The following is a 12729-nucleotide window of genomic DNA, read 5'->3' as shown; positions in this document are numbered from 1 at the left end:
CCCATTTATTGTACCCAATCCATACCACCCCACTTCAGTCACACGACAAAAAAAATCCCCGCACATGGCGGGGATCAAAAAAATCTCGTTAATCAAAAGGCTAGATGTACAGACACTTGAAATTTTGCTGTACGTCAGGGAATTTCTTGAATTCCTCATATTCCCTGGCCGCCTTTTTCATATACACTTCCATTTGGGAGATCAGCTTGTCCCGAGATACCTTTCGGCTCCAGGAGCGCACCTCACAGTTCCCATCTGTCTCCAGGACCATGGCCATCACCAAGATGGTTGTCGGCTCTGACGGATCCTTGTCCTCTCGTGCATCCAAAAAGACATTGACCTTGGTGAACATGTTTTTATGGCTTCCGACAGCCCGGTTGATACGTTTTACGTCCGCTTTACTCAACCCGAGATCACGGGCAGCCACAGATCCTTTGACGGTAACCATGCCGGAAAGTCCATCACTGGGATCGCTGCCGGTATCCACTACACCAACCTGAACAGCGATCACACCGCCAAGAATGATGAACACCGTCGCTATAAGCGTATTTCTTATAAATGCTTTCATGCTATTCTGCTCTTGCAGCTCCCCGCATAAAAAAGTGTGTAAATTCAGACAAAAAGGCCACCACGGCGTGAACCACCTAGATGGCGTAAACCATTTGACACTGCTTGGCAACACGGATGGTGTGGGTTTTTCCTACAAAAATGACAAACATATTCTAATTTTTGAAAATTTTTTATAATCTTTTTTTAAACCATTTGGCTCAACAATTATTATCATTACCACATTTTGGCACCGAAGAAAAAGATGTCTCTTTCTGGCTCCGATGTCAGGCAAAACCAAATGACTGGTGCATAATCGTGCAGCACACACAGGGAGTTGTGTGTTTACGCATCATGAGCTAATATCTACGGATTATGGATGACACAAATATGCCAGAATACCGCATCTCGGTCGACTTGCTTCGTCCGGGTGTTTTCATTCGGTTGGAAAAAACCAACTGGTTTGATCACCCGTTCCTCTTTAGCAAGTTCAAAGTGAAGGACGAGGAGCAGGTGGCGTTGCTACGCAACCTTGGCATAACACATGTCGTCTGTATTCCTGAAAAAAGCGACGTTCTGCCCAAGCGTCCGACAGCCGGTAAAAAGACCGCTCCGGAGGCAAAGAAGGAGCTATCCCAGGAAGTCATCGACCGCCTGTGGGAAGTCAAGAAGGAACGCACCCGGCGACTCAGGGAAAAGAAGCTTCGCATCGCTGAATGTGAAGAGAAATTCAACACCTGCATCAAGCCCTTCGACAACATCCTCAAAGGCGTCATGGGGGGCAACTCCCAGTCCATAGAGGATGCCATTCGCTTTGTGGACCGTCTTTCCCGTTACTTTCTGGATGACACGGAATCGACCCTCCACCTCATGAATGTGGTTGACCCCGAAGAGATTGCCTATTCCCATCCGATGAACGTTGCGGTTCTTTCACTCATGGTCGGACGGGAGGCCGGTCTGGATGGTAAGGAGATGCTCGCTCTGGGCCTTGGAGCGTTGTTCCACGACATCGGCAAATATCGAATCCCGAAGAAGCTCCTCAAAAAGCGTGGTCCGCTCACCAAGCCGGAACAGGCCCTGATGGACCAGCACGCCGCTTTCGGGGCCAGCCTGCTTTCAAGCATAAAGGTTTTCCCCAATGCCGTTGCCCGGATCGTGGCCCATCACCACGAGCGCATTGACGGCTCGGGCGGGCCTGAGCAACTCAAAGGGGACGCTATCGACTCTCTGGCACGGATCGTCGCCATTGCCGATACCTACGACAATCACACCAACTCCAAGGACCCGGATAAATCCCTGACCCCCTACCTGGCCCTTTCCTACATGTTCGGTCAGCAAAAGCAGTTGTTCGACGTGGAGATGCTGGCGCTTTTCATTCGCTGTCTCGGCGTCTACCCTCCGGGTACAGTAGTTGAACTGTCCAACGGCGCCATCGGGATGGTCATGGCGGTCAACCCGAAAAACCAGCTCAATCCCAGCGTTGTTCTCTACGACGATGCCGTTCCAAAAAAGGAAGCGCTCATCGTGGACCTGGCAGAAGAGCCTGATTTGCGGGTGGAAAAATCCATACGGGTCTCCCATCTTCCTCAAAAAGTACGTGATTACCTCTCTCCCCGGACCAAGATCACTTACTACGTCGACCCTTCCTGATCCACGAGGATTTGCAAATCCCACTACCGTCTTCGCTGTAAAGTATTTGCAAAAACGCAAGCATTAGCTACTATTCATATAGAGGTGGACTCTATGCGATACATGCTGCTTGTTTTTTTACTGGCCATTTTCTCGTTTCCCGGGTCGGCTTTCGGAAAAGAAACATACACAGTTGTGACCGATTACTGGCCTCCTTTCCGTATTCAGAATCCCTATGGAATCGGCGGGATAGATATGGAATTGCTTTCCGTCATCGGAAAGCGGATGCATATCGACTTTGAAACAAAACGAGCGCCATGGGCCCGCTGCCTCATTGATATGGAACACGGCAAAGCCGACATCATGACCGGCCTCGCACGGACACCGGAACGCGAAAAGTACATCGCCTACACCTCTCCTGAATATTTCACCTGCTCCCCTGCATTTTACGAACGGGCCGACCGCAAAGGTAAGCCAGTCACCACCTATGAACAGCTCCGCGAGCTGACCATCGGATACACCCGTGGGTCGGCCTACTTCGAGCCTTTTGACTCCGACATGCAGCTCAACAAGATCGCCATCAAGGATGAGGGATTGATGCTCAAGATGATGCAGGAAGGTCGATGGGATGTCATGATCGGAACCGACTGTCAGGTGGATTACGACATACGACGAAAGAACCTGGAAACGACCCTTCGCAAAGTGCCCTATCAGCCGGACGTGCACATCGAACTATATATCGGCATTTCACGCAAATCCCCACTCATCGAACGAAAGGATGAGCTCGGAGAGGTATTGCAGGGGATAATTGATGACGGGACCATGGATGTCATACTGGGGCATTACTTCAGCACGGACTGACTGCATCAGCAAGCAACAGAAAAAGGCGGCACTTCCACGAAGAGCCGCCTTTTTTGATTATCGAACAGTTGCCGATTACTCTTTCACCGAACCGGCCAGCAGTCCTCGGATGAAGTATCGTCCGAGGAAGATGTAGATGCACAGCACCGGCACCGCAGCCATGATCGAACCGGCCATGGGCAGATTCCAGCTCACGGCCTGTCCACCGGCCAATTGCGCCAGCCCGACGGTGATCGGATTGTCGGCGTGACGGGTCAGACAGATGCCCCAGAGGAACTCGTTCCAAATCTGGGTGAACTGCCACAAGCTCGTGACCACAAAGCCCGGAATGGACAGCGGAAACACAATCCGCAGATAGATGGAGAAGAATCCTGCACCATCCAGACGGGCGGATTCAATGAGCGCTGTCGGAATCTGCGAATAAAAATTCCGAAAGATCAACGACGTGATCGGCAACCCGTAGACGATGTGCGCCAGAATCAATCCCGGCAGGCCACCGTACAGGTTCATGGCGCGCAGGGTCTGAAACAGAGGAATCAGGATAACCTGATACGGTATGAACATGCCGAACAGGAAGAGCGTGAACACGACCTCGCTGCCCTTGAACTTCCACTTCGAGAACACATACCCGTTGAGCGAGCCAAGAACGGTGGAGCCGATAGTCGCGGAGATCGTCAGGATAATGGAATTGACGAAGTTAGGCTTGAGCAGATCGATGGCCTGACTGAAACTCGCCCAGTTGAATGTGGCTGGCAGTTCCCAGGCCGAAGGCAGGCTGATGTCCGCAGGCAGTTTGAGCGCCGTGACGAACGCCATGTAGGCTGGCATAAGGAAGAACAGCGCCAGAACGCCGAGAGTCCCGTAAAGAAGGACCGAGCTGACAGGAGAAGAACGTTTCATGATTATCCCCGCCTCCGCTGTCTGTACTGCCCGATGAGATAGGGGACGATAAACGTCGCTGCCACCAGAAACAGAACGATTGCAATGGCCGCACCCACGGCAAAGTCATTGGCGCGGAAGGTGGTCAGATACATGTTCAACGCGGGGTGACCGGTTTCCGCATTGTCCGGCCCGGTCATGGCAAAGACGAGGTCGAACATCTTGAGTGAAATATGGGACAGGATAATGACCGCACTGATGGTGATGGGCTTGAGCATGGGGATAGCCACATGGCGATAATACCCGGCTTCCGTGGCTCCATCGAGCAGCGCCGCGTCGCGAAGATCCTGCGAAATGCCATTGAACCCGGCAAGGTAGAGAGCCATTGTATATCCTGAATACTGCCAGATGGTCGCGATGATGATTCCGAGGGTTGCCAAGTTGAATCCATGCATCTCTTCCATGAACAGTGCCTCGGGCAGCATGCCGCCAAAGAGCCAAGCGCCACCGCCGACAACGATACCGGGGCCAAGCCATTTCTTCACAGCAGCATTGCCGTGACTGCGCAACTTGTACAGACCGACCATGATCATGATGAATGCGGCCACATACAGGATGATCTGGAACAGGTTCTGCCAGTTGAACTGCAGGACAGCTTCGGTGCTAGATAACCAGGAAAAGGAAAGCGGCTCCAGACCGACATAGGTCGGCAGCACGTTCACGCCGCCCTGGGGAGCGAGCAGCCAGCGCCAGATGGTACCGGACACGATGAAAGAAAGAGACATGGGATAGAGGAAGATGGTCCGCAACACATCTTCGCCCTTGGGCTTCTGGTCCAGCAAAATGGCAATGAACATGCCCAGCCCGATGGCACCGGCCAGCAGCATCACGGAGTAGTACACCGCGTTCACCAGATCCTGACGGAACCCGCCGCCCAGAAATCCGGTAAACAGCTCAACGTAGTTATCCAGTCCGACGAAATTCTTTTGCGGGGTCATGGAGAGCGATCCCGTTCCACCCCAGTCGGTCATGGATGTCCATATGGTATTGCCTATGAAGCCATAGACGAAAATGCCTATGAGCAGCATGGATGGCAGCAGCGTCAGCAACGCTTTCAATTTGTCTCTTGATGCTTCGCGCATGATTCCTACTCTTCACTAATCCTCTTCGGGCACCATGGCCGCCGCCCGATCATATCTCCGAACAACTCCTGTTGACGCTTTGTCAGAACGAGTTGGCGGAGCGTTGAAAGCCTCCCGCGCCCATGGAAGCGGCGCGGGAGGGTTGATGAATGCGTTTTAGATACCGGCCTTCTTGGCGAGCTGAGCGCACGCCTTGGCAGCGGCAGGAGCGTTCTTGGTCTTCAGGAACATCTCCATGACGGAAGCGAAGCCACCCATGAAGGTTTCATTGGCTGCAACGCCGTGTGCCAGAGAACCAACCACACGATCCTTGCCGAAGTCGGCAGCAGTGGCCTGCAGGTAGCCGTTGTACTTGGACAGGTCGGAGTCGGTACGGGCAGAGATGGAACCCTTCAGGGGGTTGAATGCATCAGAGCCTTCCTTGGAACCGAGGACCTTCAACCAGGCAATGGCGTTGTCACGGTTGGGAGCACCCTTGGGCAGACCAAAGGAGTCGGCCAGGAACATGAACTCGCCGTTGGTACCGGGAGAGGCCATGAAACCGAACCCTTCGCCGGGAACGAGCTTCTTGGTGGTGGCCATGTAACCGGCAGCCCAGTCACCCATGATGTTGAAGGCGGCGCGGCCATCGATGACCATATCCGTGGCCTGCTGCCAGGACAGGGAGGAAGCATCGGCATTGGTGTACTGGAGGACCTTGCCGAACAGTTCCCATGCCTTGACAACTTCAGGGGAATCAAAGGACAGCTCGCCGTTCCACAGGGCGTCCCACTTGTCCGGGCCAAGAGAGGCCAGAGCAACAGATTCCCACAGGTGGTTGGCGGTCCAGTTCTGAGCGAGAGCCAGCGGCGTGACGCCAGCGGCTTTCAGCTTGGGAGCGATGGCAAAGAACTCATCCCAGGTCTTAGGAGCTTCAACGCCCCATTTTTTCAGGTTGGCAGGCGTATACCACATCACGTTGGAGCGGTGGATATTGACCGGCACAGACCAGATGCCGTCTTCAGTACCGATGAGCTTGATCAGCCCTTCGGGGAAAACGTCCATCCATCCCTGCTCCTTGAAGAGCGGGGTCAGGTCTTCCATGCGATCCGCTTTAACCCAGGTACCGATAAGTTCCTGTCCGGCGTGAACCTGGAAGGAATCCGGCGGCTCACCACCGAGCATACGGGTCTTGAGGACAGCCTTGGCGTTGACGCCGGAGCCGCCTGTTACTGTGGCGTTGATTACGTTAACTTTGGGATTTTGTTTTTTGTAGATGTCGATGAGAGCCTGGAGTGCCGGACCTTCGTCACCAGCCCACCAGGAGAAGATTTCCAGATCACCGGAAAATTCCTTGGCTTGCACGGCCTGCGGCGCGGAGAGCAGCAGAGCGGCAACCATGAAGAACAGCACACGAGCAAAAGCCTTTTTCATAGTACCTCCTAACGTTAGCAAACGATTTTCCACAATCAATTAGCAATTAAAACAAACACTTCGCAGACCGCAACATCAACGAAGCGCATTGGTTGTCTCCGGATCGAACAAGACCATTCTGTCAAATTCGAAACCGATGGGAACAATTTCACCGGGATGGGCGATCACCCGTCCCTCTACCTCGGCGATCAGTTGATTCTCCCCATCCACGACGATCTCCAGATGGGATTGTCCGCCAAGGATTTCCGACACGACCACTTCACCACGACACCACCATTCTTTGGGCAGTTTCTCGATGTTGTCGCCCATTTTGATGGAGTCCGGTCGAAGCCCCACCAGAACGGGCGCACCGTCCTCCAAAGCCTCGGCCTTGCCGTCGATCACCGGGAATGTTGAAGCCCCGACTTTCACCGACCGCTTGCCGTCCTGGATATGGCAAACGCCTTCTAGGATGTTCATGGGCGGATTACCGATAAACTGGGCCACAAACACGTTGTTGGGGTCCTCGAATACGTCGATGGGCGTGCCGACCTGCTGAATATGTCCATCCTTGAGGATGACGATACGATCAGCCAGGGTCATGGCCTCGATCTGGTCGTGGGTGACATAGATGGTGGTGGTTGCCAGACGCATATGCATCTTGCGCAGTTCCATGCGCATCTGCGTGCGAAGCTGAGCGTCGAGGTTGGACAGCGGCTCATCAAAAAGGAACACATCGGGCTCGCGCACCATGGCGCGCCCCATGGCAACGCGCTGGCGCTGGCCGCCAGAAAGCTCCGATGGTTTGCGGTCCAGATACGGCTCCAGCTCAAGGATATGGGCAACCTCGGCCACCTTGGCGTTGATATCCTCTTTGCTCCACTTGCTCATCTTAAGCGAGAAGCCCATGTTTTCACGCACGGACATGTGGGGATACAGAGCGTAGTTCTGGAAAACCATGGCCACGTTTCGATCTTTGGGCGATTCCTGATTGACCACCCTGTCACCGATGACGATCTCGCCACCGCTGATCTCTTCCAGCCCTGCCACCATACGCAGAACCGTCGATTTGCCGCACCCGGACGGACCGACCAGCACGATGAATTCATTATCCTGAATCTCCAGGTCGATGCCGTGGACCACTTCCACGGAACCATACCGTTTGATCACTTTCTTCAGTTGAACATTCGCCATTGCAGTACCTTGGTCGCTAGTTTCAGCCTCACATGTTCGAGAAGCGGTATTCGGTTACATGATGATACGTTTCCCCGGGCCGCAGTGTAACGGCAGGGAATTCCGGTCGATTGGGCGCATCCACATACCCTTGCGTTTCAACACAGAAACCCGAGCGTGGTCCATATAGCACACCCAGTTTCCCATTGATACGGTCTGCCATGTGGTTTCCCGTGTAAAATTGCAATCCGGGCTGCGTGGTGCAAACCTCCAGCACACGCCCGGAACCGCCGTGAAATATTTGTGCTGCCGGTGTCAATTCACAGGGATCACCGTCAATGATGTAGAAATGGTCGTAGCCATGGGCCAGTTCCAGAGGCGGAAAGGATTCATCGATCCGAAGCCCGATGGCGGTTGGCCGGGAAAAGTCCAACGGTGTACCGGCAACTTCGGCCACTTCACCTGTGGGAATCTGCTTTTCATCCGTGGGCAGCCAGCCGCTGGCATTCAGTGTGACCACGTGATCAAGAATGGAGTCAGCCCCTCGGCCGCTCAGATTGAAATAGGCGTGGTTGGTCATGGTCAGCACGGTCGGGGTGTCGGTCGCTGCCCGATACTCCATCCGCAGCCCATTTTCGATCATGGAAAAGACGGCCTGTACATCAACATTACCGGGATACCCCTCTTCCCCGTCCTCGCTGCGATAGGAAAGGATCAGCTTGGAGCCGGTAACGTCGTTGCGGATTTCCGCTTCCCACAACCGGGAGTGAAATCCACCTGCGCCACCGTGAATCTGGAATCCATCCTTGTTCTGGACCACCTCATGGACCTTGCCATCCAGCATGAAACTGCCGCCGGAAAGACGATTGGCAACGCGCCCGATGGTCGCGCCGAAATAGCCGCGACCATGAACATACTCGTCCAGCGTATCAAACCCCAGTACGACATCGGCCATATTGCCGTTATTATCCGGCGCTGTCAGGCCGATCAATGTCGCGCCATAATTGGTTACGACAGCCTGCATTCCTCTGGCATTGGACAGGGTAAAACGCTCTGCCCAGCGCCCGTCCTTCAATTGTCCCCATTTCTCCCGCACTACTTCCATTAGGCCCCCTTTGGCCGGGATGAACCGCGAACCAACAATTTTGTAGCCAAGGTTACTTTTTCGGGAGCGATCATATCATCATCTGTATCAAATTGCTTTAGTAAAAGTGATGCAGCCGTCTGCCCCATTTCGAATGCGGGTTGGTACACGGTGGTCAATGGCGGATCGATAAGAGCCGCAGCCGGGGTATCGGAAAATCCGACCAGCGCGATGTCGTGCGGTATGCGCAACCCCGCTTTTTTGAACTCCGAGAACAGCCCGACTGCCACGGGATCGTTGATGGCGAGAATGGCGTCCGGCATCTCATCCATGGCCAGAAATTTTGCTGCTCCGACCCGACCGTCATCTTCGCGGTAACCGCCATGCAGGTGCCAACGACTGTCATATTCCAGACCATGATCGCGGAGGGCGTCCCGGTATCCCAGGAATCGATGATGGTTGAGGGCAATGCCGTCCTGCCCCGCCATATGGCCGATACGCCGGTAGCCTGCCTGAATCAGGTGCTCCACCGCTTCATAGGCGGCCTTGTAGTCATCAACCACGACCTTGCTGGTATCCAGCTCCTCCACGACCCGATCGAACTGGACCAGTGGCACGGAGCGGCGAATGACGCTCTCAAGGTGCTCGAAGCGCGTTGTTTCCGAGGAAATGGCGATAAGCAGACCGGCCACGCGGTTGGCAACCAGTGCCTGCGTGTTGATGATTTCGCGCTCGATGGTTTCGTTGGATTGGCACACCATGATGGTGTAGCCGTGCTCATAAGCGACCTCTTCGATGCCGCTGATGACGGTGGAAAAGAAATGATGTCGGATTTCCGGGACAATGACCCCGATGGTGCTGGAACGGCGCTTTTGCAGGGACTGTGCGAGCTGATTGGGCTGGTAGTGATATTTTTCGGCGGCTTCAACGACTCGCCGTTTGGTCTCTTTACTGATGTCTGGATGATCGCGCAAAGCCCGAGACACAGTGGACGGGGAAATCGAGAGCTTCCGGGCCAAATCCTTGATGGTGAACTGCCCCATGCCTACCGCTCCCCTTTGCTCGAAGCAGGCATGATCAACTCACGGCCCGGCTTTCGGATGGACAGCGGGAGGACCGCCCCGGCCCCGAACACCCCTTCCATGGAGGAAATATAGCTGTCCAGCCGGTCAAGCGGCACATACGCCTGAATGGTTCCGGCGAATCCTCCCCCCTGTATGCGCCAGGCTCCCTGCCCTTGTAGGTAGCGCCTGGTCAGCGCAAGGGCGAGGGTGATCCCCTGCTCATCCGGGCGTGTGGTGGAAATACAGTTCTGCAACAATCGCCATGAGGAGTCACCGGAAGCATTGACGAGATCAAGGTATGTATCAATCTTGCCCTGTGACAACGCCTCGGCCTGCGCCTGCGCCCGCTCGGTCTCCTCAATGAAATGTATCAGACGAAGCACGGCGCGATCACCGGCCTCGCGTCGAATGGCGGGCGCGGCTTGCAGCACATCGTCAATGGTCAATCCACGGGCACGCTCCTGACCGAGCACTCGCGCCGCACGGCCCATTTCATGTGGGATGGCAGTGTACTCCGGGGTCAGGTCCGCATGACTTCCCCCAGTATCGACCACCACCAACTGGTATCCGGCCGCCTTGAAATCCACATCCACTTCCCGAATCACGGGCTGGGCCTGATCCTTGAAGTCAATGGACAGGACCCCCTGTACCGCACAGGCCAGTTGGTCCATGAGGCCACACGGTTTGCCAAAAAAAAGATTCTCTGCGCGCTGTCCGATGCGAGCCAGTTCCAAAGGCGGAACTTCGCCGTTGTTGTACAACTGACTGAATATCTGCCCGACACAGATTTCAAAGGCTGCAGACGAACTCAATCCCGCGCCCATGGGTACTTCTCCGGCCACACAGGCATTGAACGGACCGATACGGTAGCCCGCCTTGACCAGACCATCGGCCACACCGCGGATCAGTGCCTGAGGCGTGTCAGCTTCTTCCGGTCTGGGGGCCGTGTCAGACAAATCCACTTCAATGGTGCCGGGGAACCCTTCGGAACGCATACGGATCGCCTTGCCGCCACCCGGTGTGGCAAGGGCCAGGCAGTCAAAATGCACGGCAGCGGCCAACACCACACCGTTATTGTGATCCGTATGGTTGCCTCCCAATTCGGTCCGGCCCGGCGCACTGACAAGAGCGGCCCGCTGCCCGCTGTCAAATCCCCGCTCCATGCGACGCAGCAAGGTTCGCACCCGCTCCTTCTGCCTGACAAGAGCGGCCTCACCATACAGGGCGATCAGGGATTCATCCAAGGCGCCACTACGCAAGGCAGACAGATAGCCGACCACGGTTTCCATTAGAGGGACTCCAGATAGTGTGTTTCCGACAACTCACGCAAACGCGCAGCAGCGGCTTCGGCTGTCAGATCCCGCTGGGGCATGGCCATCATCTCGAAGCCCACCATGAATTTTTTGACGCTGCGGGAGCGAAGCAGGGGCGGATAAAAGTGCATGTGCCAATGCCAGTGGGGATAGTTTCCGCCATCTGTGGGGCGTTGATGAATACCCATTGAATAGGGGAATGAGGTCTGGAAAAGATTGTCGTATCGAATGCCCAGTCGCACCAGCGCATCGGCCAGATCAAGCCGCTGTTTGCCCTCCATCTCGGAGATGGACGTCATGTGCACCTTGGGCAAGACCATGGTTTCAAAGGGCCAGATCGCCCAAAACGGCACGACAACGACAAAGGAGTCGTTCTCGAAAATCAATCGCTCGCTGCTCGCCAGTTCCTGCTCCATGTACCGGCACAGGAGACATGATCCCTGTTCCCGCAGATGGACTGCCTGTCTGGCGTCTTCCGAGGCCGGATACATGGGCGTGGCACCGGTGGCCCAGATTTGTCCGTGCGGATGCGGATTGGAACATCCCATGACTGAACCGCGGTTTTCAAAAATCTGGACGTAGCCGATATCTTCACGCACCCCGAGCTCTTCGTATTCGCGACACCATGCATCGACCACGGCTGCAACGCGTTCGGTTCCCAGACGGGCCATGTTCAGATCGTGACGGGGGGAATAGCAGATTACCCGACACAGGCCAGGCTCAGGCTCGGCAACGAAGAGGCCATCAGCAACCGGCTGGCTGTCGGGAGATTCGGGCAGCAGAGCGGAAAAATCATTGGTGAAGACAAACACACCGTCATACTGATCATTGACGGCGCCCCCGGCCCGTTCATTACCGGGACACAGGTAACACGCAGGATCGTACTTCGGAAGCGTCGCCCTGTCGGATTCCTCTTCCTGCCCCTGCCAGGGACGTTTTGTTCGGTGCGGCGAAACCAGCACCCACTCCCCTGTCAATTGATTGAGGCGTCGGTGCGGCTGATCGTCAAAATTCATGCCTTCCCCTGTCCTTGCTTTCACTTCACCACAAAGAAATGAAATGCCCGCTATCATCTCTTTTCAGCGGGTCGCAAACGATACCGCAAACGTTTGCGGCACCTGTTTGCAACAAATCACAAGGGACCATTCCTGTCAAGAAGGCATGGACAAAATGGTTGCTGTGCAAGCGACAGCAGCGAGGACTGCCTTTCTGCTACTCGGCTGGAACCTGAGACAACACCTGACCGATGACGGCAGCTACGTAGATGGAAAAGCAGAGGCGCGCCTTTGTATCGCCAAAGAACACATCCACATAGATGGTTTCATTGTGCTGGAAGGATTCATCATCCGTGCGCGTTACAAGCGGCAACTCGGTCATCTGCGTCGTATCAATATCGAGGGGAATCATCCCTGCCCGCTCGGGACCGATATCGGCCTGGCTCATGTTGGCAAGGGCTGCTGCAAACGGCGCACACGCAGCAAGACTGACCGGGATAAACAACTGGTCGAACTGCAGCAGGCATACGTCATGCTCTTCAAGCAACATGGCCTGCGGCTCCATGGCGAGTTCCTGCAAAAGATACGGGCCTTTATCGCCAAACTCTATTCTCTGTCCTTCTTCCGACATATTTCCTCCGGCTGTTAAGC

12 protein-coding genes are annotated in these 12729 nt (G+C 55.0%); 2 read left to right on the top strand and 10 right to left on the bottom strand.

All coding sequences use genetic code 11. From position 1 onward, the window contains the following. Positions 1 to 100: 100 nt before the first annotated feature. Positions 101 to 568 carry a hypothetical protein gene (locus DPRO_RS13405; RefSeq protein WP_097012512.1) on the bottom strand — a complete coding sequence of 156 codons (468 nt, stop codon included), beginning with the start codon at positions 566 to 568 and terminating at the stop codon, positions 101 to 103. Between the two features lie 368 nt (positions 569 to 936). Here DPRO_RS13405 and DPRO_RS13400 point away from each other — a divergent pair, with 368 nt between their 5' ends. Both DPRO_RS13400 and DPRO_RS13395 read left to right on the top strand, forming a co-directional pair. Continuing rightward, positions 937 to 2196 (top strand): HD-GYP domain-containing protein, encoded by a 1260-nt coding sequence (locus tag DPRO_RS13400; RefSeq protein WP_097012511.1) that lies wholly within the window; start codon positions 937 to 939, stop codon positions 2194 to 2196. Positions 2197 to 2289: 93 nt separating this feature from the next. Beyond that, positions 2290 to 3036, top strand: coding sequence for a substrate-binding periplasmic protein (locus tag DPRO_RS13395; RefSeq protein ID WP_097012510.1), 747 nt, complete (start codon positions 2290 to 2292; stop codon positions 3034 to 3036). A gap of 75 nt (positions 3037 to 3111) precedes the next feature. Here DPRO_RS13395 and DPRO_RS13390 read toward each other — a convergent pair whose 3' ends face one another. From DPRO_RS13390 to DPRO_RS13350, 9 genes are all read right to left on the bottom strand, one after another. Next, positions 3112 to 3936, bottom strand: coding sequence for a carbohydrate ABC transporter permease (locus DPRO_RS13390; RefSeq protein WP_097012509.1), 825 nt, complete (start codon positions 3934 to 3936; stop codon positions 3112 to 3114). A 2-nt stretch (positions 3937 to 3938) separates the two neighbouring features. Next, entirely contained in the window at positions 3939 to 5057 is a 1119-nt protein-coding gene (locus tag DPRO_RS13385; RefSeq protein ID WP_097012508.1) for a carbohydrate ABC transporter permease, read from the bottom strand. Positions 5058 to 5213: 156 nt separating this feature from the next. Then, the gene (locus DPRO_RS13380) at positions 5214 to 6470 is read right to left on the bottom strand and encodes an ABC transporter substrate-binding protein (RefSeq protein ID WP_097012507.1); all 1257 of its coding nucleotides are present in this window, start codon (positions 6468 to 6470) and stop codon (positions 5214 to 5216) included. Positions 6471 to 6545: 75 nt separating this feature from the next. Continuing rightward, positions 6546 to 7643 (bottom strand): ABC transporter ATP-binding protein, encoded by a 1098-nt coding sequence (locus DPRO_RS13375; protein WP_097012506.1) that lies wholly within the window; start codon positions 7641 to 7643, stop codon positions 6546 to 6548. A gap of 28 nt (positions 7644 to 7671) precedes the next feature. Then, positions 7672 to 8727, bottom strand: a complete 1056-nt coding sequence (locus DPRO_RS13370; RefSeq protein WP_097012505.1) for an aldose epimerase family protein — start codon at positions 8725 to 8727, stop codon at positions 7672 to 7674. Next, entirely contained in the window at positions 8727 to 9749 is a 1023-nt protein-coding gene (locus DPRO_RS13365) for a LacI family DNA-binding transcriptional regulator (protein ID WP_097012504.1), read from the bottom strand. The genes DPRO_RS13370 and DPRO_RS13365 overlap by 1 nt, the downstream gene beginning before the upstream one ends. 2 nt (positions 9750 to 9751) lie before the next feature. Further along, entirely contained in the window at positions 9752 to 11059 is a 1308-nt protein-coding gene (locus tag DPRO_RS13360; protein ID WP_097012503.1) for a galactokinase, read from the bottom strand. Beyond that, on the bottom strand, positions 11059 to 12099 hold the full coding sequence (locus DPRO_RS13355) for a UDP-glucose--hexose-1-phosphate uridylyltransferase (RefSeq protein WP_097012502.1): 1041 nt from the start codon (positions 12097 to 12099) through the stop codon (positions 11059 to 11061). The genes DPRO_RS13360 and DPRO_RS13355 overlap by 1 nt, the downstream gene beginning before the upstream one ends. 196 nt (positions 12100 to 12295) lie before the next feature. Continuing rightward, the gene (locus tag DPRO_RS13350; RefSeq protein ID WP_097012501.1) at positions 12296 to 12709 is read right to left on the bottom strand and encodes a hypothetical protein; all 414 of its coding nucleotides are present in this window, start codon (positions 12707 to 12709) and stop codon (positions 12296 to 12298) included. Between the last annotated feature and the right edge of the window lie 20 nt (positions 12710 to 12729).

Source organism: Pseudodesulfovibrio profundus, assembly GCF_900217235.1.
Taxonomy (GTDB): Bacteria; Desulfobacterota; Desulfovibrionia; order Desulfovibrionales; family Desulfovibrionaceae; genus Pseudodesulfovibrio; species Pseudodesulfovibrio profundus.
This window is presented reverse-complemented; position numbering and strand designations above follow the sequence as displayed.